The organism is Syntrophobotulus glycolicus DSM 8271 (genome assembly GCF_000190635.1).
GTDB classification, from domain to species: Bacteria; Bacillota; Desulfitobacteriia; order Desulfitobacteriales; family Syntrophobotulaceae; genus Syntrophobotulus; species Syntrophobotulus glycolicus.
In genome coordinates, this window is the sequence record NC_015172.1 from 1,427,207 (window position 1) to 1,453,491 (window position 26,285).

The 26,285-nt window shown below is 48.9% G+C and carries 25 protein-coding genes; 21 read left to right on the plus strand and 4 right to left on the minus strand.

Annotated elements, in window-relative coordinates; all coding sequences use genetic code 11:
• Positions 1-411: 411 nt before the first annotated feature.
• From dgt to SGLY_RS07205, 15 genes are all read left to right on the plus strand, one after another.
• Positions 412-1,827, plus strand: coding sequence for a dGTP triphosphohydrolase (gene dgt, locus SGLY_RS07135; protein WP_013624599.1), 1,416 nt, complete (start codon positions 412-414; stop codon positions 1,825-1,827).
• Positions 1,828-2,059: 232 nt separating this feature from the next.
• A complete protein-coding gene (locus SGLY_RS07140; protein WP_013624600.1) occupies positions 2,060-3,481 on the plus strand; it encodes an MDR family MFS transporter in 1,422 nt (473 codons plus the stop codon).
• Between the two features lie 82 nt (positions 3,482-3,563).
• Positions 3,564-4,361 carry a toll/interleukin-1 receptor domain-containing protein gene (locus SGLY_RS07145; RefSeq protein ID WP_013624601.1) on the plus strand — a complete coding sequence of 266 codons (798 nt, stop codon included), beginning with the start codon at positions 3,564-3,566 and terminating at the stop codon, positions 4,359-4,361.
• Between the two features lie 173 nt (positions 4,362-4,534).
• On the plus strand, positions 4,535-5,782 hold the full coding sequence (locus SGLY_RS07150) for a DNA polymerase Y family protein (RefSeq protein WP_013624602.1): 1,248 nt from the start codon (positions 4,535-4,537) through the stop codon (positions 5,780-5,782).
• Between the two features lie 11 nt (positions 5,783-5,793).
• Positions 5,794-6,042: a hypothetical protein gene (locus tag SGLY_RS07155; RefSeq protein WP_013624603.1), complete on the plus strand. Its 249-nt coding sequence runs from the start codon at positions 5,794-5,796 to the stop codon at positions 6,040-6,042.
• A 197-nt stretch (positions 6,043-6,239) separates the two neighbouring features.
• On the plus strand, positions 6,240-6,746 hold the full coding sequence (locus SGLY_RS07160; protein ID WP_013624604.1) for a nitroreductase family protein: 507 nt from the start codon (positions 6,240-6,242) through the stop codon (positions 6,744-6,746).
• A 20-nt stretch (positions 6,747-6,766) separates the two neighbouring features.
• Positions 6,767-7,645, plus strand: a complete 879-nt coding sequence (locus tag SGLY_RS07165; RefSeq protein WP_013624605.1) for a nitroreductase family protein — start codon at positions 6,767-6,769, stop codon at positions 7,643-7,645.
• A gap of 302 nt (positions 7,646-7,947) precedes the next feature.
• A complete protein-coding gene (locus SGLY_RS07170; protein WP_013624606.1) occupies positions 7,948-9,246 on the plus strand; it encodes an O-acetylhomoserine aminocarboxypropyltransferase/cysteine synthase family protein in 1,299 nt (432 codons plus the stop codon).
• Positions 9,247-9,252: 6 nt separating this feature from the next.
• Complete coding sequence (locus tag SGLY_RS07175; protein ID WP_013624607.1) at positions 9,253-9,753, plus strand: GNAT family N-acetyltransferase; 501 nt, start codon at positions 9,253-9,255, stop codon at positions 9,751-9,753.
• Between the two features lie 14 nt (positions 9,754-9,767).
• Positions 9,768-11,243 carry a nitrogenase component 1 gene (locus SGLY_RS07180; RefSeq protein ID WP_013624608.1) on the plus strand — a complete coding sequence of 492 codons (1,476 nt, stop codon included), beginning with the start codon at positions 9,768-9,770 and terminating at the stop codon, positions 11,241-11,243.
• A 2-nt stretch (positions 11,244-11,245) separates the two neighbouring features.
• A complete protein-coding gene (locus SGLY_RS07185; protein WP_486679400.1) occupies positions 11,246-12,583 on the plus strand; it encodes a nitrogenase component 1 in 1,338 nt (445 codons plus the stop codon).
• A 103-nt stretch (positions 12,584-12,686) separates the two neighbouring features.
• On the plus strand, positions 12,687-14,003 hold the full coding sequence (locus SGLY_RS07190) for an O-acetylhomoserine aminocarboxypropyltransferase/cysteine synthase family protein (RefSeq protein ID WP_013624610.1): 1,317 nt from the start codon (positions 12,687-12,689) through the stop codon (positions 14,001-14,003).
• 93 nt (positions 14,004-14,096) lie between these two features.
• Entirely contained in the window at positions 14,097-15,137 is a 1,041-nt protein-coding gene (locus tag SGLY_RS07195; protein WP_013624611.1) for an ABC transporter substrate-binding protein, read from the plus strand.
• A 27-nt stretch (positions 15,138-15,164) separates the two neighbouring features.
• A complete protein-coding gene (locus SGLY_RS07200) occupies positions 15,165-16,187 on the plus strand; it encodes an ABC transporter permease (RefSeq protein ID WP_013624612.1) in 1,023 nt (340 codons plus the stop codon).
• Complete coding sequence (locus tag SGLY_RS07205; protein WP_013624613.1) at positions 16,184-16,969, plus strand: ABC transporter ATP-binding protein; 786 nt, start codon at positions 16,184-16,186, stop codon at positions 16,967-16,969. Before SGLY_RS07200 ends, SGLY_RS07205 begins: the two co-directional genes overlap by 4 nt.
• Before the next feature lie 97 nt (positions 16,970-17,066).
• On the opposite strand, the gene SGLY_RS07210 is transcribed toward SGLY_RS07205, so the two are convergent.
• Complete coding sequence (locus tag SGLY_RS07210; RefSeq protein ID WP_041444730.1) at positions 17,067-17,675, minus strand: LysE family translocator; 609 nt, start codon at positions 17,673-17,675, stop codon at positions 17,067-17,069.
• Positions 17,676-17,974: 299 nt separating this feature from the next.
• On the opposite strand from SGLY_RS07210, the gene SGLY_RS07215 reads away from it, so the two are divergent.
• The 3 genes from SGLY_RS07215 (at position 17,975) to SGLY_RS17540 (ending at position 19,579) form a co-directional block, all read left to right on the plus strand.
• Positions 17,975-18,772 carry a Fic family protein gene (locus SGLY_RS07215; protein WP_013624615.1) on the plus strand — a complete coding sequence of 266 codons (798 nt, stop codon included), beginning with the start codon at positions 17,975-17,977 and terminating at the stop codon, positions 18,770-18,772.
• Between the two features lie 403 nt (positions 18,773-19,175).
• Positions 19,176-19,451 carry a cell wall-binding repeat-containing protein gene (locus tag SGLY_RS07220; RefSeq protein WP_013624616.1) on the plus strand — a complete coding sequence of 92 codons (276 nt, stop codon included), beginning with the start codon at positions 19,176-19,178 and terminating at the stop codon, positions 19,449-19,451.
• Between the two features lie 5 nt (positions 19,452-19,456).
• A complete protein-coding gene (locus SGLY_RS17540; RefSeq protein WP_242822992.1) occupies positions 19,457-19,579 on the plus strand; it encodes a hypothetical protein in 123 nt (40 codons plus the stop codon).
• On the opposite strand, the gene SGLY_RS17900 is transcribed toward SGLY_RS17540, so the two are convergent.
• Positions 19,545-19,754: a hypothetical protein gene (locus tag SGLY_RS17900; protein ID WP_013624617.1), complete on the minus strand. Its 210-nt coding sequence runs from the start codon at positions 19,752-19,754 to the stop codon at positions 19,545-19,547. The genes SGLY_RS17540 and SGLY_RS17900 overlap by 35 nt on opposite strands.
• Before the next feature lie 488 nt (positions 19,755-20,242).
• Between SGLY_RS17900 and SGLY_RS07230 the strand changes: the two genes are divergently transcribed.
• Both SGLY_RS07230 and SGLY_RS07235 read left to right on the plus strand, forming a co-directional pair.
• The gene (locus tag SGLY_RS07230; RefSeq protein WP_013624618.1) at positions 20,243-20,812 is read left to right on the plus strand and encodes a sigma-70 family RNA polymerase sigma factor; all 570 of its coding nucleotides are present in this window, start codon (positions 20,243-20,245) and stop codon (positions 20,810-20,812) included.
• A complete protein-coding gene (locus SGLY_RS07235) occupies positions 20,805-22,247 on the plus strand; it encodes a DUF4179 domain-containing protein (RefSeq protein WP_013624619.1) in 1,443 nt (480 codons plus the stop codon). Before SGLY_RS07230 ends, SGLY_RS07235 begins: the two co-directional genes overlap by 8 nt.
• 463 nt (positions 22,248-22,710) lie before the next feature.
• Here the strand turns inward: SGLY_RS07235 and SGLY_RS07240 are convergent, their stop codons facing one another.
• Together SGLY_RS07240 and SGLY_RS07245 are read right to left on the minus strand one after the other, a co-directional pair.
• Positions 22,711-24,318, minus strand: coding sequence for a hypothetical protein (locus SGLY_RS07240; protein WP_013624621.1), 1,608 nt, complete (start codon positions 24,316-24,318; stop codon positions 22,711-22,713).
• Positions 24,315-25,022 carry an ABC transporter ATP-binding protein gene (locus SGLY_RS07245; RefSeq protein WP_013624622.1) on the minus strand — a complete coding sequence of 236 codons (708 nt, stop codon included), beginning with the start codon at positions 25,020-25,022 and terminating at the stop codon, positions 24,315-24,317. Before SGLY_RS07245 ends, SGLY_RS07240 begins: the two co-directional genes overlap by 4 nt.
• Before the next feature lie 285 nt (positions 25,023-25,307).
• Between SGLY_RS07245 and SGLY_RS07250 the strand changes: the two genes are divergently transcribed.
• A complete protein-coding gene (locus SGLY_RS07250; protein ID WP_013624623.1) occupies positions 25,308-25,682 on the plus strand; it encodes a BlaI/MecI/CopY family transcriptional regulator in 375 nt (124 codons plus the stop codon).
• Positions 25,683-26,285: the final 603 nt, after the last annotated feature.

Below are 26,285 nucleotides of genomic sequence, written 5' to 3' on the forward strand. Positions count from 1 at the left end.
CGTTTCTGCTTGCTCTGCAAGGAGCAAAAAGATATGAGCTCGATGCGGATGATGGGGATGGATCAGCGGATTTTAATCTCGAAATATCTCTGAATATTTCGGAATAGCTCTAAACACCTCGAAATGGCTCGGAACAGAGAGAAAATATTGCACCTTTTTAGGTGATCCTTTATACTATGATTAGGCGATTGTTTTAATGGTTAAGAGGTGATCCGATGTCAAATTCTTCCTTGAAGAATCCGTCATCCCGAACAAATTCATCAGAGATACAAAGAAAAACCGTGGCAAAAGGTTCATGCTGTTCCTTGGCTCCTCATCCGAGCATAAAGGAGAAAGTGGCAATCCCTGTGACCAAGATAGCCAGATACAACAGCAAGGTCCCGGCAACCATAAGGAAGCGGGCAAAGTAAAATGGCGGCAAAGAGGGATGACACTTACCGGCTGAGGCCAACGGAAAAAACATGTGATGTAATGCTGCGTCCTCATTATCGGGTTGATTATGCGCGGGTGATTCATGCACCCGCTTTTCGTCGCCTGCAAAACAAAACCCAGCTTTTCCCCGGAGGCGAAAGTGACTTTTTTCGCAACCGGCTGACGCATTCCCTTGAGGTGGCGCAAATTGCCAAATCTATCGCAATAATGCTGAAGGGAAAACATCTGGACACCGATATCGAGCCGGATGTCTGTGAGATCGCCGGCCTGCTGCATGATATAGGACACCCCCCGTTCGGCCATAACGGTGAGGCGGCATTGGATGAATGTATGAGGGAAAAATCCGGCGGTTTTGAAGGAAACGCCCAGACCTTGAGAATCATCACCCGTCTGGAGAAAAAGGAACCGCCTCTTTCTAGAGCGGGTAAAGATGATAAAGACAGCCGGGTCGGATTAAACCTGACGGCAAGAGTGATTGCTTCAGTTTTAAAATATGACACAGAAATACCACTGCAAAGAAATTCGACAGATTCCGTGGTAAAAGGATATTATCAGTCGGAAGCTGATGTGATAAAAAAAATAAAAAGTAAATTGCTCGGTCTGCCCAACAGCAGAATTGCGGGCGCGCTAAAGGGAACGGCGTTTAAAACGATCGAGTGCGGCATTATGGATCTGGCTGACGACATCGCTTACTCGACATACGATATTGAGGATGCCTTTAAAGCGGGCTTTCTTAACCCCTACGAAATCATGTCGGCCAATGAACGTGTCATGGAAAATATTTCCGCCAAGCTTTTAAGATCCGGTATTCGTCTGACCGCGAAAGAGTGCCGGGAGCTGATTATCGGCTTCTTTGCCGAGGTGTGGAAAAGCAGTGTCGCCGATATTAAAGCGGCCAAGAAGAGCTCTTCCGATGTCGATATCGTCAAAGCGCTGCTGGAAGCCTACAAGTTATCGAAGGTAGTCGCATCGGACGGATATTTCCGGACCGCCTTTACCTCCAACATGATCCAGTTTTTTATTGACGGTCTCGAATTTATTCCCAATAAAAGCTTTCCGATACTGTCACAAATCCGCTTTAAAGACGATGTCGGCAAAATCGTTGAGATCCTTAAGCACACGACATATGAGACACAAATTGAGAGCGCCCGGCTCAAGGTCGCCGAGAATCGCGGGAAAGATATTGTGATGGGCATCTTTAACAAACTGAATACCGACAGCGGGCATCGCCTGCTGCCGGAGGACTTTCAGGATTTTTTTGAGCAGCAAACGACCCTTGAACGAAAGAGCCGTGTTGTCTGTGATTTTGTCGCGGGAATGACGGATAGATATGCCATGGAGTTTTACGGGAGACTTCATTCGGAAAGTCCCCGCTCGATATTTGTACCGTTATAATCAGAGCAAAAAGCCTTGACAGAAAGACCATGTATCCTATAATGATAGATATCGTTACCGTGTATTCACCTTTGGCAGATTTTCAATTTTGACTGACTGGAAAAACTGGAAGTTGATTTGTCGAGCGTAATCGGCAGATTGGCTTTTTCTTTTATTCCAGCAGGTGGGGGAAACCAGCGGGATCTGACGGAAAAAATACAGGGTCAGATCAAGGAAGATGTAAGTAAAAATTATGGATAAAAGAAAAAGAAAGATCACCCTCGCGGTGATGCTGGCAATGTTTCTGGGAGCGGTGGAAGGGACTGTCGTCATTACGGCGGTGCCGACAATTACCAGGGATCTGGAGGGCTTTGATCTGATCAGCTGGGTGTTTTCCATCTACCTGCTGACCTCGGCGATTTCGACGCCGGTTTACGGAAAGCTGTCCGATTTATACGGGAGAAAAAATACGCTTTCCTGGGGAATCCTGATTTTCCTGATCGGGAGCTCACTGTGCGGAATGGCCCAAAGCATGTACCAGCTCATCGGCTTCCGGGCCTTGCAGGGTATGGGGGCCGGAGCCATATTTACGGTGGGCTATACAATCGTCGGGGATGTTTTTCAGTTGTCCGAAAGGGCCAGGATCCAGGGCTGGCTTAGCTCAGTATGGGGGGTTGCCAGTCTGATAGGCCCTTTCCTGGGCGGCTTTATCATTGATTCTCTTTCCTGGCATTGGATTTTCTTGATCAACATCCCCTTTGGCCTATTGGCCATAATGCTTCTTCAGGCCAACCTCGGGGAAAACCTGGAAAGGAAGAAGCATAAGATTGATTACGCGGGGGCCCTGGTCCTGTCCGCGGCGATCATTGCCCTGCTGCTGTCACCGTACATGGTGGGCTTACTGGGGGCCGGTCTTGTTTTGCTGATTGTTTTTTATTTGATTGAAAAGAAAGCGGCGGAGCCTGTTTTCCCGTTTGAAATATTCACCAGAACCAATATCCTGGCCAATAGCATCTGTTTTATGACCGCTGCTGTTTTAATCGGGGTGGAAGTGTACCTTGCCATATACATCCAAAATGTTTTAGGCTTCGGGGCCACCGTATCCGGTCTGACCCTGGCCCCGATGTCGGTAGCCTGGATCTTGTCTTCGTTTCTTTTGTCCAGGGCCATTCCCCAATTCGGGGAACGGGCGGTTACGGGAATAGCTGCTCTGGTCCTGCTCCTCAGCTGTGGGCTTTTACTGACCTTGGGAGAGGGGTCTTTGCTGGTGTGGGTGATGCTTTTTGTGTTTATCATGGGCTTTGGCTTTGGCGGTATTTTCACTACCCTGACCATCGTGGTCCAGGCTTCTGTGGATTTTACGAAAAGGGGCGCGGCCACCGCGGCCAACTCCCTTTTGCGTACCATCGGCCAAACCATCGGCATCAGCATTTTCGGCAGCTTGTTCAACCTGGGTATTGTCCGCTACTTTGTTAGCCGGGGCATCTCAGGCGTGGACCCCGGCAGCCTGTACTCCCGCCAGGGGATAAATACGGCCTTCTCTCCCGAGCAGATACACTCCTCTATAAACGGCGCCCTTCACTGGGTATTTATTGTTCTGCTCACGCTTTCTTTAGCGTGCACACTTCTTTCCCTCACTCTTCCCAGCGGATTAAAGAAAACTGAGGAAGCTTAAGCGCAAACGCTTCTTTATCTTGACACCGTTGTCCTGGTAATCTATTCTAGTGGTATGATAGGCGGGTGTGAGGTGAAGAATCATGTCCAAAATATTTTTATCTTTTACCACGTCCGATGCCGGTGTTGTGTCCTTTTATGAACAGGCGCTCATCGCAGCGGGTCATGAAGTTTTTCGGTTCGATCATGGAGGCTTGCGGGCCGGGGATCCCTCCGACCAGATTATTGCCCGGAGGATCAGAGAGTATGACTATATTTTTGTTTTCTTATCTGAGGCATACATCAGCAAGCCCTATACGATTAAAGAGTTGAATCAGACCGTTTACGAAGAAAATGAACTCGGCAAAATAAAAATGATCATGATCAGGATTGATCTTAAGGACAGTCATTTTCCGCGTATTCTTAACCGCGGACCTTTTGCGATGAAAAATCGTTTCTATTTCAATGCCGCCGAGGGAGAAGCGGATGCAAAGAAACTTGAAGAATTGTTGATGCAAATTGACAAACCGGGTACCCTTCTGGAAAAGTCGCAGTGTTATTGTTTGAGAATTCCTAAGGACGGCTTGAAAATCTTTCATTTCGGGGAAAAATACAACGAATGGGAGCTCAACATCCCCGATTTACTGTTCTTTGAAGGGATAGGCATTTATTTTCTTTTTAATATCGACCAAAAAGGCCTGGAATTTAAAAACTATATCCAATTCACAGAAACTGAATATGATGTGAACAATGTAACGAAAATCTTAAGGGATGAAAATCTTAAAGTTGATGGCTCCAACGTAGAACTGATCCCGCACGGCGGTCATATAAGAAATGTTTTTTTCCTTGATCAGACCTATGCGCAAAGGAAAAACGGGAAATTCACGAACAATGTATGGTAGCCAGGAAAGAGAGGCTCCGGCGACTAAACAGAATACCTGTTTTGATGACTTCAACGACAGGAACGGATGCAAATCTGTTCCTGTTTTTTTATTTGCAAGTTTTACCATTGATCTTTGAGCCCAATTAATCATATGATAGACGCAAACATATGTTCGAACGCGAGGGTGAAGATATGGGAAAACAGAGGATCATGCATATTGATGCCAATTCAGCTTACCTGTCCTGGGAGGCGGTCAGACGGTTGCAATCCGGTGATCCGCTGGATCTCAGAACCGTCCCGGCTGTAGTCGGCGGGGATCAAGAGTCCCGGCACGGCATTGTCCTGGCAAAATCGATTCCGGCCAAGGCCTATAATATCCGGACCGGAGAGACACTCTATTCCGCCAGGTCCAAATGCCCGGAACTGATTGTCGCGCCGCCGGATTATCGCCTTTATCTGCAGTGCAGCAAAGCTCTGGGGGACCTGCTCCGGGAATATTCGCCTGTGGTGGAGCAGTATTCCATAGATGAATACTTCCTGGACTATTCGGAGTCCCAAAAGATTTTCGGAGATCCGCTGCAGGCAGCGGACAGGATGAAAGACCGCATTCGGGAAGAATTCGGCTTTACGGTGAATATCGGCGTATCCGTAAACAAGCTTTTGGCCAAGATGGGTTCCGAGCTTCAAAAACCGGATAAAGTGCATTCGCTCTTCCCGGAAGAGATTCCGGGAAAAATGTGGCCGCTGCCGGTGGAAGAATTGTTTTTCGTAGGCCGGGCGACAGCGAAGAAACTGCGGGACCGCGGGATATCTACCATCGGGGAATTGGCCAAGGCAGACTCCGGCTGGCTGCAGCGCTTGTTGAAATCCCACGGACTGCTCATCTGGAATTATGCCAACGGGAGAGATGGATCCCCGGTGCGAAGGAACCGGCATCCGGTCATCAAGAGTATAGGCAACTCCACAACGACAGCCTTTGATATAGAAGACCGGCAGACAGCGCACCTGGTCTTGTTATCTCTCGCGGAAACGGTTGCCGCCAGGCTTCGGGCTTCCGGATATCTGGCCGGGCTGGCAGCGGTCTCTTTCCGGACGGATGAATTTTTCGGTTATGGACGGCAGCGGAAAATCGATCAGCTCACTGCTGAAACAAATCAAATCCATCAAGCCGCCTGTAGGATCTTCGACGAGCTGTGGCGGGGAGAACCCGTCCGGCAGATCGGGTTGAGCGCCGGCCGGCTTCAGCCAAGTGAGGCTGGGCAGCCGGCTCTGTTTGAAGAGGAAAATCCGCGGAAGGTCGACCGGGTTGTGGACGCTATCCGGGAAAAATTCGGGGCCGGTGCAATCGGCCGGGCATCGTTTTTATACAGCGGTGTTGGATCAATGATCGGCGGAACAGGGGACATTTCCGAATATCCGATGATGTCCGGCCAGCTGTAGAGGAAACCAAAATGAAAGTAATCGCTGAAAATGTGGAAATGGTCGCCTGGTTTGACCATGCCGGCACCCCCCGCCCGGTTCGCTTCCGCCACCGGGGGACCGTGGTAAGAGTAGAAAACATTCAGGAAATCAGGGATGAACGGCTGGCCGGGCAAAGGATAAAGCTCTATCGATGTCAAAGTATTATAAATGAAGAATTAAAAGTCTATGAATTAAAGTATGAGCTGGATAGCTGCAAGTGGTATCTCTGGAAAGGATAAGCTGACGCTAGGGATGATGAGTGTTCGTTCCATAGGAATAACGATTTGCTATAATACAGAAGATATCATTAATGCGGTTATTTCTTTTAGTGTCCGAAGTTTTTGAAAATGTCCGGAAGTATACAGATAATGGGAAGAAACAGCATTGGATGACAAAAAGAACTAACCAAAAGAACAGAGTGCAGGAGGTCATATTTATGAAAGAAATTTTTAATCGCAGGAGTATCCGGAAGTTTAAAGATCAGGCAGTGGAGCCTGAAAAAATTGATAAGCTGCTTCGCGCCGCGATGCAGGCGCCTTCAGCAGCTAATCAGCAGCCTTGGGAGTTCATCGTGGTACAGAATAAGGAAAAACTGGGGCAAATCGCTCAAGTCTCCCCTTATGCAAAACCTGCTGCGGCATCCGCGGTAACGTTTGTGCTGCTTGCCAGGGACAATGAACTGAGAGTGCCGACAGGATGGGAACAGGACATGGGCGCAGCGGCGGAGAACATGCTGCTGGAAGCTGTTCATTTGGGGCTCGGCGGTGTGTGGCTTGGCATTGCCACTTCTGACGAAGCGGCAGAAAATGTGCGGCGCTTGTTTTCGCTTCCCGATCACATCAGGCCGTTTGCCTTGATTTCTATAGGTTATCCCGACGGACAGAAAAATGAGTTCGTCGACCGGTATCAGGCAGAGCGGGTACATGACGAAAACTGGCAATAAAGCCGAAAAGGAGAGCTGTCATGATAAACTCTGACCTGACAAAAGGAGAAACAGCAAAAATGGGCATTGACTTTCCTGTTGAAAACACAGTCAGAAGGCGCCGCAGTGTCAGGACCTATGATGAGCGCGGTCTCTCCAAAAGCGAGAAAGGACAAATCGACGCGTATATTACCGGTTTGTCCAATCCGTTTTCTGTAGATGTCTCTTTTCGCCTCCTGGAAACGTCCACTGCAGTCAACGGAGAAAAACTGGGCACCTATGGAGTGATCAAAGGCGCCAGGGATTTTATCGGCGCATCGGTGGCGGACGGTGAATTGGCTCTGGAAGCGTTGGGCTATTCCTTTGAGCGGCTGGTTCTGTATGCGACATTCCTCGGGCTCGGTACCTGCTGGCTCGGCGGAACCTTTAATCGCAGCGGTTTCGCGGCAGCTATGGGTCTCAGCGAGGGGGAACTTTTCCCCTGCATTTCTCCGGTCGGACATCCCAAAGGTAAAAAGAGAGCGATGGAATCCTTCATCAGATGGATGGGACAGGCAGATCAGAGAAAAGAATGGCACGAACTGTTTTTCAGGCAGGGGTTCTCACAGCCTTTGACACAGGCCGAGGCCGGGGAATTCGCTTACCCGCTTGAAATGGTGCGGTTAGCCCCTTCCGCCGTCAACAAGCAGCCCTGGCGAATTGTACAAGATCACGGCGCCTATCATTTTTATGCGGCAAGAACGCTGAAAAGCGATAAGGTGAAGATTGATCTGCAAAGGGTTGATTTAGGCATTGCAGCATGCCATTTCCATATGGCAGCCTTGGAAAAGGGCTTGCCGGGGAAGTTCCAAAAGCTTGTAAAGCCAGAGATACAAAGTCCGGAGCAGATGCAGTACATTTTTTCCTGGATTGTGCGTTAACGTCTTGATCTGATCTATTTTGAATTAGAGCGATAAGGGTACCTGGAGGCACGCGGATCAAGTCCCGGCAATCCCCAGGAAGGCTCTTGACAAAAAACAAAAAAGACAGTAACATTTGGTTCACGAAAACATATTTGAGAGAGAAAAAATAGAATATGGCTGTATGCTTGCGCTTCGTGCAAATGAGGCAAGCGCCGTCAAGAAAGCTTGATATTGACTGAAAAAATCAGAGATGTCAGCCGGGCAGATTAAAACTGCCGGTTGAGATCTCTTTTTTGTTTTAGGAGAGAGGGGAAAGCGAGATGAGCTATGGTTTTGATACCTTGAAGGTTCAGGCGGGCTACCGCCCTGAACAGCATAATTACGCCGTTTCCGTACCGATTTATCAGACAGCCGCTTTTGCCCTGGGAGACAGCTATCGTGCCGACCGCTTATTCTCCTTTATGGAGAGTGATCCGATCTACACCAGGCTTTCCAATCCGACCGCCGATGTTTTGGAACAGCGCCTTTGCGCCCTGCACGGGGCGGGCGGAGGGATTGCCCTGGCTTCCGGGATGGCGGCGGTTTCTTACACCTTGCTGAACGCGGCGGGCAAAGGCGGCCGGATCTTAACGACCGCCAGGCTCTACGGCGGCACGGTGGATTGCTTTGGACATTTGTTTCCCGATCTGGGAGTGGAGATTGATCTGGTGGAAAACCCCGATGACCCCGGGGAGTTCCAAAGGAAGCTGACGGCGGAGACCAGAGCGATTTTTGTGGAAAGCCTGACCAATCCTTTTGCCGCCATCCCCAACCTGCAAGCACTCGCCGATATCGCTCACGAGCACGGAATTTTGCTGATCGTGGACAACACCCTGGCCACCCCCTATTTATGCAATCCCTTTGAGCACGGGGCGGATGTGGTGGTCTACTCGGCGACAAAGGGGCTCTCCGGGCATGGGAACGTGATTGCGGGAGTGGTGCTGGAAAGCGGTAAATTCGACTATGGCAACGGACATTATCCCCATTTTGCACAACCGCTCTGGTTTTTGCGCGACGGGGACGATCAAGAGCAAAGCATCCTCCGGGTGTTTCCAGACATCCCGTTTACAGGACGCCTGCGGGCCATTCACCTCAACTATCTGGGCGCGGCCCTGAGCCCTTTTGATGCCTACCTGGTCCTGCTCGGACTGGAAACACTTTCCGAACGGGTGCAGAAGCAGGTGGCCAACACCAGGGCTGTTTTGGCCTATCTGGAAAACAACAGGCATGTGGCCTGGGTTCGTTACCCGTATGCCCAGGGGAGCCCTTACCGGGAGCTGGCCGACCGCTATTTCCCCAAAGGGGCGGGCGCTGTTTTATCCTTCGGCTTTAAGGGCACGGAAGAGCAGAAGAGGCAGTTTCTGGCGGCAACCAAGATTTTCGGCTATCAGGCCAATATCGGAGATGCCCGTTCCCTGATCATCAATCCCGCCCAGACCACCCATGTCGAGCTGACCCCGGCCCAACGGGAGCTTGTGGGGTTAAGCCTTGACACCATCCGGCTGTCCCTGGGCCTGGAAAACGCCTCAGACCTGATCGGGGATCTGGAGCAGGCTTTCCAGACGGTGTTCGGAGGATAACCGGAGATGAATAAACGCAAAAATGGATTTGCCGTGCGCTGGGCCGAGGCCGAGGACGCCGGAGTGATTTGGGAATTGATTCACCGGCTGGCGGCTTTGGAAAAAATGGAGGACCAGGTTACGGCAACTGTTGAAGATATCCGTATTTCTCTTTTTGAAAAAAAGCAGGCGGAGGTCATCATCGGCGAGGCAGCAGGGGAACCCGCCGCTTTCGCCTTGTTTTTCCATCATTATTCCACATTTCTGGGCCACGCCAATTTATATTTGGAAGACTTGTTTGTGAGAGAAGAATACCGCGGCCGGGGTCTGGGGCGGGCCCTGCTGAGCCGCCTGGCCGAGATCGCCCTGGAGCGCGGTTGCGGCCGCCTCGACTGGCTTTGTCTGGACTGGAACGCTCCGGCCATTTCCTTTTATCAGAGGCTGGGGGCCCGGGTCCTTGACGACCGGCGGGTTTGGCGGATCAGCGGCGACCGGCTGACCGCCCTGGCCGGATCAAAATCAGTATAAATGAGGAGAAGAAGATGAGCGAAATTAATTTACAAATTCCGGCAGTACCGATCAGGGAGACACGCCTGGGTTCGATTACGGGCTTTCAGGGCAGTGCGGCGGAACTGGTCAAGTCCTCGCGCTGCGGCTTGAGGGACAGAGACCGGTCCTTTTCCCAGTGCCTGGGCTGCTCCACTTCCCAGGCCGCCTGCATGGTGATTCTGGTGCAGGACTCGGCAGTCATCAGTCACGGGCCGGTGGGCTGCTCTTCCTGCTTTCATGAGTTTGCCTTTACCTACCGGGTCAATTCCCCCCTGCGCGGGGTGGACCGGCCCGGACAGCGCAAGATTTTTTCCACCAATCTGCAGGAAACCGATACGGTGTTCGGCGGCAATCAGAAGCTGGCGGACGGCATCCGGGAGGTATACGAGCGCACCCGCCCCCATGTAATCTTTGTGCTGAACACTTGCGCCGCCGGCATCATCGGGGACGATGTGGAGAGCGTGTGCGACGAAGCGGAGGAAGAGCTGGGGATTCCGGTGGTGGCCATCTACTGTGAAGGGTTCCGTTCCAAGGTCTGGACAACGGGATTTGACGCCAGTTATCACGGGATTGCCCGCAAGCTGATCAAACCGGCCCGGGAAAAACGCAGCGATGTCATCAATGTGATCAATTTCTGGGGATCGGATGTCTTCGGGGAGTGGTTCGCCGCTTTCGGCGCAAGACCGAATTATATCACCCCTTATTCTACGGTGGAAAGCCTGGCCCGCTCCTCGGAAGCCGCGGCCACCGTGCAGGCCTGCCCTACTCTTGGCTCCTATCTGGGTGCGGCCCTGGAACAGGAATTCGCCGTCCCGGAAGTGAAGGCGGCCCCCCCTTACGGGATCGCCCAGACCGACCGCTGGTTCAGGGAGCTGGGCAAGGTCCTGCATAAAGAGCGGGAAGCGGAGGAATTGATCAAAGCGAAAAAAGCGGAGTTCCTGCCCCAAATTGAGGCCCTCCGCAGCCGCCTGGCAGGAAAAACCGCTTATGTCACAGGCGGGGCGGCGCACGGGCACGCCCTCCTTTCCGTGCTCGGGGAGCTGGGAGTGCAAGCGAAGGGCGCTTCCATCTTCCATCACGACCCCCTTTATGATAACGGCAGTGAGGAAAGCGATCTTTTGGCGCAGCGCGTCCGGGATTATGGTGATGTGCCCAATTTCAATGTCTGCAACAAGCAGGAGTTCGAGCTGGTCAACACCCTCAGCCGCCTGCGTCCGGATGTCCTGCTGGCGCGGCACGGCGGCATGACCTTATGGGGCGCCAAGCTGGGAATTCCCTCCCTCCTGATCGGCGACGAGCACTACAGCATGGGCTATGAGGGGATCGTGCGTTACGGTGAGCGAATCCTGGAAACCCTGGAGAATGACGAGTTTGTGCAAAACCTCGCCAGGCATGCCATCAATCCCTATACCAAGTGGTGGCTGAGTCAGGACCCGTATACCTTTTTGACAGGCGGTGAGGAGAGATGAGCATCACGGGGATCATCGAACAGGAGCGTTATACCTGCGCCATCGGCGCTCTGCAAAGTGTGGTGGCGATTCCCCGGGCCGTGCCGATTTTGCATTCCGGTCCGGGCTGCGGCAACATGATTCAGGGATTTTTCGAACGCTCGACCGGATATGCCGGCGGCAGCACCTCACCGTGCAGCAATTTCAGCGAGCAGGAGGTTGTCTTTGGCGGCATTGAGCGCCTGCGGGAGATCATCGCCAATACCTACAAGGTCCTGGACACGGATCTGCAGGTAGTGTTGACCGGCTGTACAGCCGGTATTGTGGGCGATGACGTGGAATCTCTGGCAGGGGAGTTCCGGGCTGAGGGCAAACCGATTGTGGCGGTGGAAACCGCCGGTTTTAAATGCAATAACTTCGCAGCGCACAGCCTGGTGGTGAACGCGATCATTGACCAGTATGTCAGCCTTTTTGAACAGAAAAACCCCGGACGCAGCGAACAAAACACAGTCAATTTGTTTGCTTCCCTCCCTTATCAGGACCCTTTCTGGAAGGGGAACCTCGGCGAATACAAGCGGCTGCTGGAGGGGATCGGCTTAAAGGTCCAGGTGCTGTTCGGCCCGCAAGCGGACGGGGTGGCCGAATGGCAGCGGATCCCCCGCGCCAATTTCAATATTCTGGTTTCTCCCTGGTACGGACTGGAGATTGCCGGGCATCTGGAAGAGCGTTACGGCCAGCCCTACACTCATTTTCCCCATATTCCCATCGGGGCCAATGAGAGCGAACGCTTTTTGCGCCAGGTTCTGGCCTTTGCCGGAGAGCAGGGGGCAAACCTTGACCAAGAGGCTGCGGAGAAATTTATCCGCCGGGAACGGGAAGCTTACTATGAGGAGATCGACAATCTGGCGACCTTCCTGCTGGAGTTCCGCTACGGGCTGCCCAACCACGTCCATATCCTGCACGATGCGGGCTATGTGCTCGGGCTCAGCAAATTCCTGCTGCATGAGGTCGGCATCGTGCCCAAAGAGCAGTTCGTGGTGGACAATACACCCGAGGAATACCAGGCCCAAATCGAAGCGGAGCTGAAAAGCACCTCGGCGAAACGGAGCATCCCGCTCTATTTCGAGCCGGATGCCGGCAGGGCCCAGGATCTCATCCGTTCGCTCCGGCACAGCGGGCGGGGCCTGATCATCGGCAGCGGCTGGGACAAGGAGCTGGCCCGGGAAAAGGATTACGATTTTCTTTCCGCGGCGGTGCCCACCCCTTACCGCCTGGTGCTGACCACGAATTACGCCGGCTTCAGCGGCGGGCTGCGGGTGATTGAGGATATCTACGACACCGTGCTGGCCACATACCGGTAAGCTTGCCGCATGCCGGTATGCGGAAGAGGGAGAATTTTCACGTGCCAAGCTTCCGGAGCCGGAGAGACCACGCAACAAAACAAACAGAGAGAGGAGAATGATTATGGCAAAAGAAGAGCCCGTCTCAGCCTACCACTTTGATACCCAAAAGGTGCGGGCAGGATATGACCCCAGTGAACACAATTATGCCGTATCGCCGCCCATTTACCAGACCGCGGCCTATGATTTCCGGGATGTGGAAAACGCCAAAAATCTGTTCAGCTTCAGTGAGCTTGGTTTTCTGTACACCCGTGTCGGTAATCCCACCGTCACCGTTTTAGAGGAGCGCGTACGGATTTTGGACGGGGCATCCGGGGCGGTGGGGCTGGCTTCCGGCATGGCGGCCATCAGCTATACTCTGCTCAACCTGGCCGAGGGCGGCGGCAGGATCCTGACCTCCCCCTACCTGTACGGGGGCAGTGTCGACAGCTTCAAGAAAATCTACCCCAAGTTCGGAATTCATTTCGACAGCGCCCAAAATATCCAAAAACCGGAGGCCCTGGCCGCTGAGATCAGGCCGGACACCAAGGCAATCTTCATCGAAAGCATCGGCAATCCCAATACCGTTTTGCTGGATGTGGACGCCATCGCCAGGGTCGCTCATGAGCACGGGATCCCGCTGGTCGTGGACAACACGGTGGCCACACCCTATCTGTACAACCCCATCGCCCACGGGGCGGACATTGTGATTTACTCCGCCACCAAGGGCCTGAACGGGCACGGCAATCTGATCGGGGGTCTGGTTCTGGAAAGCGGGAAATTCAATTTTTTGACGGACAAATTTCCTCAGTTTGCGGAGAAATACTATACCCTGCGCGATCCGAACGGTGTTCACCGGAGTTATCCGGAGGTGTTTCCCAACGCGCCCTTTACTTTCCGCATCCGCTTGAATTATCTCAACTACTTCGGGGCGGCGCTTTCTCCTTTTGACGCCTATCTGGCGCTGATCGGGCTGGAAACCCTTTCCGAGCGCCTGGACAAACAGGTGCGCAATGCCCTGGCCCTGGCCGAATATTTATCCGCTCATCCGGCAGTGGAATGGGTCCGCTATCCGGGGCTGAAAGACAGCCCTTACCACGCGCTCTGCCAGCGGGATTTTCCCAGAGGGGCGGGCGGACTCCTGTCCTTCGGCTTCAAGGGCACAGACGTACAGCGGGAAAAGTTTCTCGATGCCGTCAGCCTGATCCATTACCATGTCAACATCGGCGACGCGCGCACCTTGATCGTCAATTCGCCCCAGACCACTCACGGTGAACTGGAAAGTCATGAAAAAACGGTGGCGGACATCCCGGAAAACCTGATCCGGATATCGGCGGGGCTGGAAGATCCGGCCGATCTGATCACCGACCTGGAACAGGCTTTTCAAAAGGCATTATCCTGATTTGTTTCAAAAGGTATGAATCCAGTTTTCAAAGGTATGATTCCGGTTTCTAAAGGCATGATTTTGATTTATTTTTGAGGAGGAGAATTCATCATGAAAAAAATCATCAGAAATATCGGCACGGCGGCATTGATTCTTGCCCTGGCCGTCGGCTCAACGGCCTGCGGCACCAAAGACGGTACCGATCCTGCTTCTTCCGGAGCGGGCCAGACCCAGTATAAATACGGCAAAATCGATATCCCCGGCAAAGACGGCGCTCTCTGCGCGGCCCCCATCTATATCGCTTATGAAAAAGGCTTCTTCGCTGAAGAAGGCTTTGATGTCAATCTGATTTCCGCGGACAGCGAAACAAGGAAGGTCGGTCTGAACAACGGGACCATTCCTCTGGTCAACGGCGACTTCCAGTTCTTCCCTTCCATTGAGGAAGGCGTGAAGGTTAAGGTGGTGGACGGCCTGCACAACGGCTGCATCAAGATCGTCGTACCCGAAGGATCGCCCATCAAGACTGTCGCCGACCTCAAAGGCAAGAAAATCGGTGTTGACGAAATCGGCGGCACCCCCTTCCAGGTGGCCAGTGTTTGGCTGGAAAACGCCGGCATCGTGGCCAAGGACAACAAGGACGTGACCTTTGTACCCTATACTGACGGCAACCTGGAAATCGAAGCTGCCGAAAAAGGCGAGATCGACGCTGCGGCCATCTGGGACCCGTTTGGTTCCCTGGCGGTTAAGAATAAGAACTTTTCCGTGATTTTCGATCTTTCTACCGATCCCCTTTTCGCGGGCAAGTACTGCTGCTTCCTCTATGCATCTGAAAAAGTGCTCAATGAAAAGCCCGATGAGGTTGCGGCCCTCCTGCGCGCGGTCAACAAGGCTCAGGAATGGATTCACGATAACCCCGCCGACGCGGTTTCCATCATCTCCGATAAGAAATATTCCAATATCACCGACAAAGCACTGGCCGAAGAGCTGGTGAAGAGCTATGCTTATCCGTCCCATCAGGATCATCAGCAAGGCAATGTACACGTCAAGGAAGATGTCCTCTATTTCGTGAAAGAGCTCCAGAAGATCGGTTACCTGAAAACAGACAATCCTGAGCAATTCGCCAGTCAGGTTTATCAAGAGATCAAAAAGTAAAGGTTCCGGCTTTGAGGAGGAACAAGCATGCCTAAGGTTTCAACAGCATTCTCCGGCGATGTGGGGACCCCGGTTAACCGGGGTCCCCACCCTAAAGAAAAAGTATCGAACCAAAAATACCTGTATTGGTCGCTCCTTACTCTGGCCGGTTTTGCCGCGGCGGCAATCATCAGCCTGACCGTTCCCAATACTCAGGATGTCCGTGATACCGCTTACCGCTTTGCCCTGCTTGGCCTGATTGTGCTCTATACGGGTGTGGCTGTCTATTCGTTTTTCGACCCGGCCAGACGCTTGAAATTGATCAAGCGCGCTCCTTTCCGCTTGGCGATGGGCATTGTTTTGCTGGCCTGGGATTTACTGAGCACCAAGCTCGACATTCTCCCTATGCCGTTTTTTCCCGGACCTTCGAAAGTAGCGGGAGTTGTGCTGGAAGAATACGCGTTCTTGCTCAGCAATACCGGTTATTCCCTGCGCTTGTTTCTCTGCGGGTTTTTGGCCGGTATCGTTTTGGGTGTCGGAACCGGGATTCTGATCGGCTGGTTTTCCAGGGTTCATTATTGGGTCTTCCCAGCCTTGAAAATCACCGGTGTTGTGCCGGCGGTGGCCTGGATGCCGTTTGCCCTGACCATTTTTCCCACCTCTTTTATGGCCGGAGTATTCATCATCGCCATTAGCGCCTGGTTTCCGGTGGCCTATATGACGTCCCAGGGGATTGCCAATACGCATAAGGTTTATTTTGAGGTGGCGAAAACCCTGGGCGCCAAGCAGAGCTACCTGCTGTTTCGCGTGGCGCTGCCTAACGCCGTGCCGCAGATTTTTACGGGGATCTCCACGGCCAACGGTCTGGCCTTTACCACCCTGGTCATCTCGGAAATGATGGGCGCGAAGGGCGGTCTTGGCTATTATATCAACTGGGCGAAAGCCTGGTCGTCTTATTACAAGGTCTATGCCGCGATTATCGTCATGGCGGTCCTCTTCTCTCTGATCATGAAGCTGATTGCCTTGATTCAGAGCCGTCTTTTGATCTGGCAAAGGGGGTTGGTAAAATGAGCCTGGAAAATCTGATCGAAATTGCCGCGGTCAGCCGCACCTATCTGGACGCCAATGAGAACACCGTTGAAGCCCTGAAGGGGATCAGTCTCTCCATCAAAAAAGGAGAATTTTTGTCGATTATCGGTCCCTCCGGCTGCGGGAAAACGACCCTTTTGCGCCTGATCGCAGGGCTTGATGCCCCGGAAAGCGGTAAAATCACTCTGGAGGGGGAGACCATCACCGCTCCCGATCCCCATCGCGGCTATGTGTTTCAGCAGGGCAGCCTGTTTCCCTGGCTGACGGTGGAAAAAAATATTGCCGCAGGGCTGAAAGCCCGGGGGGTTTATCAAAAAGAAAAGGGAGAAGTCGCCAAATATCTGGCCCTGATCGGCCTGGAAGGATTTGAAAAAGCTTATCCCCACCAGATCTCGGGCGGGATGGCCCAGCGGGTGGCCATTGCCCGGTCTCTCATCAACCGGCCTGCCGCTCTGCTGCTTGATGAACCGATGGGCGCGCTGGATTCCTTTACCCGGGCCGATTTGCAGGATAAGCTGCTGGAACTTTGGCAGAGAGATCAGACGACAATGATTCTCGTGACCCACGATGTGGACGAAGCAGTCTATTTAAGCGACCGGATCGTCATCATGACCCCACGGCCCGGCACAATCAGCGAAATCCTGGACATCCGGCTGCCTCGTCCCCGCCACAGAAACGGGGCGGAATTTACGGCCCTGCGCAGCAGTATTCTGGAAAAGCTCCATCTGGCCAGCGCCGGCCTCCAGCCGGAATACGCCATATAAAACGAATACTGCCTGCCGGAAAAAGGCAAACAGAAAACAATCAAACAGAGCAAAAACCGGGAAAAACATTTTTTGCCCGGTTTTTGCTCTGTTTATATTACACTTTTTTGAAAATCATTTGAAAAGCAAAATAGATCAATAATAATCCAACAATCAAGTTTAACATTTGTATTATACTGTTAGAAAGAAAATGTTTGGTCAAGCTTCCTCCTAAAGCGATTAGGGTTAAAAATAGAACTGAGGACAGGAATATCCCTAAACCAAAAAAATAAATAGCCTTCCGTTTCATGTTTTCTTCTATAACTTTAGTTGAAAATACACCTGCGAGAAAAATTATTGTCAGCGGATTTGAAACGGTTAAAAGAATTGCCTGGAAGAACACAACACTTGAATTCAAATGATTTTCCAGACCCAAATTTGGTAAAAAGCTGACATTGAATTGACTGAAAACTATGCTCAATCCAAAAATAAACAAGATAACAGTACTGAATATTTTTAAAGCAATTTTTATTTTTTTTCTTTCTATTAATGAAGAGATACCAAGAATAGCAGCAAGGATGTAGAGGCCATCAATGATCACCACACCTGCTACTGCCGTTTCTGCGATGTAAAATCCTTTTGATGATGCTGTTTGAAAGATAAAGATACAGACAGGACCGATTGCGAATTGGAGCAACAGTCCAAATTTCAAACCTTTAAAAACCATTCTGCACCTCTTAAGCATCCGGTTCTCCTAAAAAATAAAGAGACCCTAAAAAGTTGGGCCTCCAGATAACTGGTTGGCAAAACAAAAATTCGTTAAGTTATGCTGACATGATTTAATTTGTATAGTATTTATGCTAATGAAATAAGGTTAAATTGTCAATTCATTATTGGATAAAAGCTTTACTGTTTTGCTCATGTCAAAAGTGGAGGGGATACATCAAATCGAAATGAATATCCGGGTCTGCTTAACATTAACGGTTATGGTATAATAGAAAATAATGGTTAAAAGGAGGGATGCGTGTGGATCAATACAGCCGGGCTGTCCAATTGTGGCAGTCGTATCAAATAGCTTCGGCTGCCGAGCTGGACAAATATCTTGACAGCTTTCGCATCCTGTTCGCGTTCCATTCCGGAAAGATCGAAAACGAGGAAGTTACTTATCACGATACAAGAGAAATATTTGAAAATGGTAAGGTTGCCAATTACACCGGTAGTCCCCGTACGATATTTGAACAACAAAATCAAAAGCTGTGCTATGAGTTCTTGAAAGAGAAAATCGTGAATCAGGAACCGCTGAGCATCGGGCAGATAAGAGAAATCCATAAGATTCTTACCAGCGGGACCTATGATGAACGAAGGTATATTGAGAACGAAGAACGTCCGGGCGAATTTAAGAAACACGATTACGTAACCGGCGTTCATGAGGTGGGTTCTGCCGCCGAAGATGTGGAGCAGGATCTGACAGAGCTGGTCGCAGAAATGAATTCGTATGATGGCGGGGACACGTTGAAAGCCGCCGCCTATCTTCATGCCCGGTTTGAGTATATTCATCCTTTCGCAGACGGCAATGGCAGAGTGGGCAGGACTCTCGTGAACTATTTCCTCATGACCCATGACCATCCGCCCCTTATTGTCTACGACGAGGATAAGCGGCTATATTATGAGTGTCTGCAAAAGTATGATGAAGCCGAGGAACTACATTCCTTGTATGAATTTCTGAGATATGAAACAGAAAAAACCTGGAAAAAGGCACTGTCACTTACCGAAGGCTTGAAGCAGGAGCGAAAGGGCTTGACGGATTTCACCCAACGTATGTGACAAAAAACAATAAGGGATGTGATAACTTAATTATTTTGAGCTGCCTGCAGATGGAACATTTGTTATTTTTCTCATTTTGGCAGAATAAATCTGATCTGATAATCAATAGTACGGAGATAAGAGAATTAAGACGGCTCAAAGCACAGTAAGCTAACAACTGGTTCGACAGCAGTCAGGATGGTTCCGGTTTAGCCGTCCGGATACGCCTGAATAAAAAGCTGCGAAATAAAATTAACTTGCAAGTTTAAAATCAATTCCAGATAGTTATATTTTGTGTGATAATACAGGAAAAAATTAAAATACAGGAAAATAGAGGGACATGCTTCTTGGGAGAGTTAAAAAATTTATGGCATTTATTATCGTATTGAGCATGGTATGATACTTCGGCCCAAGTAGTTGACAAATGGACAGTAAAACCGGGACACCCGTAATTTTAGTCAGCGGGGGAAATTATGCGGATGCCTTGGTCATCAGCAGTGCAGCAGCAAAGCAATATCCCATACTTTTATTTTCCCCAAATGGCCTAAAAGAAAAGATCAGAACAAAGCTTGCAGCTATTAAACCGGTAAAAGTATATATTATCGGCGGAGAGGGAGCAATCAGACTAAAGGTTAAGGAACAGGCCGCCCAAATCACAGGGCTGGAAGTGTCTATGCGGCGAAGCACAATGCCCCAATAATTTTGGTGAGTGACAAATTGTCCGATCAAGTTGTTAATTATCTGGTTACCATCAAGTTAAATGAAGCAACTATTTTTGGGGGAGGATCGGCTGTTAGTAGAGGGATTGAACAGCAACTTGAACGGTAGACAAGAAATAGGAAACGCTTGAGTTAAAACTAAGCTGTTTTCCTGCCTGCCAATTTGCCCTATTCCAGCAATACCAAGTGCATTGATTTTTGTCAAAGCTCATATTGCTTACCGGAGTAGGATAACGATCATAACCTTGTACCTTTGTACCAACTAAATCGGCCCATCCTGACATTCTTGATCTCTCCTTTAAATCATTTTAACTTGCATATCTCATTATTAAAGAGAAAAAGATATTCAAATTGTGAAGCCTGCTCAAATAAAAATGTAATGTGTTTATAATGGTTTTTGAAAATTGCCGCCGGATGGACAGGCCGAGTTGAACTCTGCCTGTCCATTTATTTTATGAGCCTGCTTGTCCGGGGGTGATGAGGGCGCACCACTTTACATAACAGAGGTCCCGCAACTTAGAATAGATGAATGTAATAAGACGCTGTGGGACTCTTCGGAACGTTATATAAAATCATGCGCAGGGCCGCCGCGTCCTGCGGCGGAAATACTAAAGTAATTTAAGAATTTGAGATATCCAGGAATTGAAAGTAAAGGAGGAGGGATTCCTTTCAACAATCCCGTTCATTGAGGCATGATCATGTCAGAAAAACTGAATCCGGTCGTATTAATACATGAGAAGCTTCTCAAGGAATCATTGAAGACGGAGGGGACATGGAGATAAATGGGACCAATTATGTGCTTCAAATGAAGAAGAAAAACAAAAAAGCCCTGAAATTTGTCATGGACAGCTATGGTAATCTCATCTACGGCATTGTGCGCAATGTACTGAACACAGGCAATGATGAACAACAAAACATTGAAGAATGTATCAATGATGTCTTTTTATCAGTCTGGAGCAATATTGAAAGCTTTGATGAGACCAAGGGCAATTTTAAGAGCTGGATTGCGGCTATCTCAAAATATAAGGCGATTGATTATAAAAAGAAACTCGGCAAGCAATATTTTCTGGAACAGTTTGCTGAAAATGAACTCTATGACGAACTTACGACAGAAAGTATTATTATCGCGAAGGAAAACAGGAGGGAGCTTTTTGCTGCGCTCCATGAAATGAATGATCAGGACAGGGAGATCTTTATACGGCGTTACTTTCTTTCGGAAGGGATAGAAAACATAGCCCAAACATTTTCTGTAGACCGCAATGTCGTGGATCAAAGACTTTCCAGGGGCCGGAAGTTTTTAAAGGAAAAGCTGGCCTCGAAAGGAGAAATTTGTAATGGATAATCAGCGTTTTGGTTTGGAAGAACAAGATATCTATAAGCTCTTTAATGAAGTCCGGTTTGATCAAAGTGAATTTGAGCAAATGGAAACTGAAATACCGGAAATCTTAAAGAAAAAGATCAAGAGAAATCTGAATAAAGAAATCAGACAAAGAAGTTATCTGAAGCTCGCCCAAAAAGGCTCAATCACTGCGGCAGTATTGCTGGCCGGGGTAATTGTGGCCGGGACCGTGTCCCCGGTTTTGGCCGGGAATATTCCGCTGATAAATTCCATATCCCAGATGCTGAATGATAAATTCGGAGGCCGGGGAGAATATGCCGCCTATTCCCAGTTGGTCGATAAAAGCGTGACAGACAGCGGGGTAACGGTGACCATCAATGAAGCTCTGGCAGACGATTCGAAACTGATCATCGGTTATACCATCAAAAGCAGCAGCAAAATTAAAAATTTGGAAGTCGTAGGATTACCGAGGTTTTTGCGGGTTAATGGCAGTACTGTCGGGGGAGGAAGGGGAACAGGTCAGTATCTTGATGATACCACATTTGTCGGCAGTGATCAGATATCCTATCATTCGTCGTCATCCGCCGATCAGGTGAAGGTTGATTTGAATATTGACGAGATCATGGGCATCAAAGGGAAATGGGATTTTGCTTTTACAGTCTCAAAGGCTGAACTGGCAAAAAACAGTACCGTTTTTGCGCCCAATCAGCAGGTGGATTTGCCGGACTGTATCGTGAAGGTAGATAAGGTCGTTTTTTCGCCGATCGAGAGCACAATTCAATTTAGCGGGAATGACAAGAATAGCGAAAAAATCGAGGAAAATGAAGCGATGAATTCACATTATAGTTGGATTGTTTTTGATGATCAGGAAAAAGAGCTTATCGCTAAAGGGGGCAGTTGGGGAGGAAACGCCAACTTGCCCTCGGGCAGGGACTTCAAAGGGGAAGCGCAATTTGAAAAAGTAAAATCTATACCCAAATATCTGACAGTCATCCCGTGTAAAGTGACGCCTACCGGCGGTGGCTATGTAAGTACAGATCAAAATGGTCGGGAGGTCACCGGCACCGTGAAAACAAAAGATCCCGGAGAAAGCATAAAGACGATAAAAGGAAATTACCCGCTTGAGCTTTCTCAGGGAAAGATGGGCAGGCTGATCATCAAGGATCTAAAAACCGAAAACGGCGAAACTGTTGTCCGCTACACTGCTGAAGGCAAAGCTCCTTACTATCAGGGAAGCAGCCTCCAGATAAAAGACTCTGCCGGTGAGTACGTGACGCCAAAAAGCTACGAGATCAGAAGGGATGAGGAACATCCCAATGATTTCACCATGGTATTCCCGGCCCTCGATTTAAACAAAGAGTTTAGCCTGTCTACAACCCGGTTTGAACATATTGAGTTCATGGAGGATCTGAAATTTAAAGTCGAGCTCAATCAGTAACCGGATTGCTATCTAAAAAGCAATCATCAAGGTTGAGGCCAATACAATCAGTGTAAAAGAAGAAAGGAGGGCTCTGTATTGATCGGAAAGATCCCAGTAGTAATCTGGAAGGTGCCGAACGAAGGCGATTAATAACATTTATATACTGATTTTGCTAACTATAAGCTGCCTACTTTGGCAGCTTTAAAAATATCTTTGAGAGTAGGATATTTTTAATTAGTTAATCGTTTTATAAACAGGAGGTGAAATTTAAAGTTGTCCAATAATTCATTAGACCATCGTCAATTTCTTTCACAATATTATTTGTGTTTGTTTTCTTCCAAAAATTTTCTAATTTTTTTGACCTCATCAAAGATTCTAAATACCTTATAGTAGATAATCAGCATGATGATGATTGAAACTAAAATCATTATCTCCATGATTTTCCTCCTGATCCACTTTGGTTATTGACACCAGTAAGCTCTTATTTCACCCGGAATGTCCGGGGCGCGTACTTATAGACCAGAATCAGGGCGCCCACGATATAAATCAAGGTTGAGGCCAGTACAATCAGGGTGAAAGAAGAGGGGGGACTCTGGATTTTCGTACAGAAAAAACAGAGCAGATAAACGCCGTAATTGATGACCCGATAAAAGGGATTCTTCATTCCCAGTTCCGTGGTATAGGGTTGAAACACATAGTAAAGAAATAAATGATGAACGGAAAAGAAAAGCGCAAGAAAGAAAATGGAGAGAACAAAGGAGAGCATGTCCCAAAAAGACCAGGGTAATTTAAAGATGATTAATGCCAGGCTCACAACAGCGGCAGAAATGGCCGCCGCGACAATGAAATTCAAGCCGGCAATCCGGAAAAGACGGGCTCTGAAATTGGACAATACGGCCTTGCGGCTGCGATAAAAGGAATAGTGCAACAGGCTGAGATCACAATTATAAAACATGGCTTTGCAAACCCGTTCCCCAATGGAGGCAAAATACATCATAAAGATGAAGACAGGCAATATTTTGCCCAGATCGGAAAGCGGACGTATAAAGTGAGGGATAAAGAAAGACACGGCAATGATCGTAAAAAATAACACGGCAATCACAGCCAGACGCAATAATATGGGTTTGACCAGGAGCCTTTTGTGCCGTGCAAAAAAAATTGCGTTTAGATAAGCAAAGCCTGTCTTGCTCTCATATTTTTTTGATTGCAAATCTAAAGCGGAGAACTCTTTTTCCCGCACAGCCACATCGGAGAATCTGGCCTGCCTGAGCATCTGTTCCGTAGTCACTGCAAACTTTGACGGGTTTATGGTATTTGCCCCGATTTGCTCATAGTGCCGGAAAGAGAGGATGGAGTACAGGCAAAAAACGATCAGTCCGAGCAGGAAGAAGAGAAACAGCGGATGGAATAAAAGCGGAATAAAGGCAAAGGGCCGGTGCAGGAAAACAGGAACATAGACGGACACCAGGCAGAGGACAGCGACGGTAAGCACATGAGGAGCTTTGGTATTGAGCATAATCCCGGTCCGCTTATAGAATAACAGGAAATAGACTTCCCCGGTGAGGTTGGCTGCCGCCAGGAAGATTGCCGGCAGGAAGCCTTGAGACAATGAGCCGCCCATGATTTTTGTCGAGATAAGCACGAGAGGCAGAAAATAAAGAAAATCAACCAGAGCCCGGCAGAGCACCGTTGACACGATATAGCTCCTGGCATCCATACGCATGAGGCGAAGGAAGATGAACCGGTTCAGGTCCGCGCTGAAAATGGATGAAGTCAAAAATGAACCGGTAAAATTCAGCATAAAGAAGATATGGAGATAGCTGTTAAACCGCAAAACGGGATCCTTTTCCATAAAGATCACCGGAAGGAGCACCAACAGGCCCAGGAAAAGGGCCTTTGCCAGAAATCCGGATAAGACCTTTGATCCGCCCGCAATGACGGCCACAACCTTTTTTAAGGCGACCTTTTCATAGACGATGTCCGGCAAGATCCTGCCGATTAGCGGGAGGCGTTTAAAATAGTAGATAAACCGGTTGGCGTTGATTGAGGCCATAATATTGAAGATGTTTTTCTGAGTCTCTATCATCATGCCGGTCTTTCATCCTTCAGTATATGGATCATTTTTTCCTCGAATTGCGGGTCGCGAGTCAGAGCGTGATCCACCTGCTCAAGCTTTCCGTCATTGACCAGGACGATTTCATCACAGAGGTCCGTGGCAAGCTGCAAAATATGCGTGGAAAAAAGAATGATATGGTTCTGCCGGATTTCCCGCAGCATTTTTTTGATTTCAAGCGCGACCACAACATCCAGAGATGTCAGCGGTTCATCGAGCAGAATCACCGGCGGCTTTACAATGATAAAACAAAGCATTTGCAGCTTGTTCTTCATGCCGTGTGAATACCCTTTGATCAGGCGGTGCCTGTCGTCAGGTCCGATCTGCACCAGTTGGAAATAATCCTCAATAGTCCGGTCCGACTGGATCTGCTCCCTGTTGATGTCTATGTAGAATTTTAAAAACTCATAGCCTGTCAGAAATTCCGGCAGGATCGGGGTAGCTAGGACATATCCGACATCTTTCGGGCTGAGGGTGGATTGCCGGTCATTTTGTCTAAGGACGGCTTGACCCGCATCCGTTTTTATTTCACCGCTTAGACAGTTGAAGAGGGTAGTTTTGCCCGCGCCGTTGCGCCCGAGAAGCCCATAAATTTTCCCCTGTTGAAAAGTGAAATCCACATTTTTCAACACTTGTTTGTTGTCAAAGGACTTTTGGATATCTTTCAGCTCCAGTTGCATAAGGTAACCTCTTTCATTACAACAACGTTTTTCGGTGTTAATTAGTACGGTCGGCACAGCGCAAAGATCACCGGGCGGATCTCCCAGTAATTCTTTAAACTAAGGTTGCCGATCCGGATGATCTGAATAGATTTATGTTTAATTTTACCATAAAGCATTTGAAAGTAAATTGTTATTTCCGTCTTTTCCATTCCTATGGTCATGTTGCTATTGACACCTGTATTCTATTGGGGTAGAATACAGGTGTCGACCTTCTATTGCAATAGAATACAAAGGAGTGCTCAAATGAACAGCAAACTGATCAAACTGTTTGATTCGGAATTGAAAGTTATGGATATTCTGTGGAACGAAGGTGATACGACTGCCAAGAGGATTGCCGAAATCTTGAAGGAGCAGGTCGGATGGAGCAAGACCACGACCTATACGGTGATTAAAAAATGCATAGATAAGGGAGCGCTGGAGCGGCGAGAACCCAATTTCATCTGTCATTCCCTGATCACGAAAGCCGAGGCACAAGACTTGGAAACGACAGAACTGATCAACAAAATGTATGACGGGGCAGCCGACCAGCTTGTTGCTTCTATTTTAGGGCGAAAAAATTTATCGACCGAAGAAATCCTCAAATTAAAACAACTGGTCAATGATCTGAGCAAGTTTTAAACCAGATTGGGAACGGAGATTGGGTTTCAGTTTACAATGACGGGCACGGTCGGGAGACCATAACCTGTATCACGGCTTCAGCCAGGGAAATTGGTTATCTTCTAAATGTCTCAGAGGACCCGGACGGTATTACCATAACGATGAAGTGAATACATATGCTCGCCGTAGTTTTAGGGGACCCTCAACCGGTGTATAGCTTGGAAGAATTACGAAGATCAGCCTTCAATAGGCTGATTTTTCCACTTGTTCATATCGATTCAAAAGACTGTTTCTTCGTCTGAGAAATTATATGAATATTGGTATCAGTTAAAAGGGTGTATTTAACGAATTTTATTAAGGTACATCGAAATTAGATCTCTATCGGAAAGTAATATCAAACAGGAAGAGGATATTCTAAATCTTGAATAGTGTATACACGATATATCTAAATAAAAATTTACTATTTTTTTGCCGATGCCTATTAAGCAACATTTATTTTTCTCGCGTATCCATAAAACGACAAAATTATCTCATTATCTATTGTATAATCAATCCATGTGATGAAATTCACCTAAAAAATAGAAACCCCTAAATCAGTTGCTTCTTGGCGGAAGTGATTTAGGG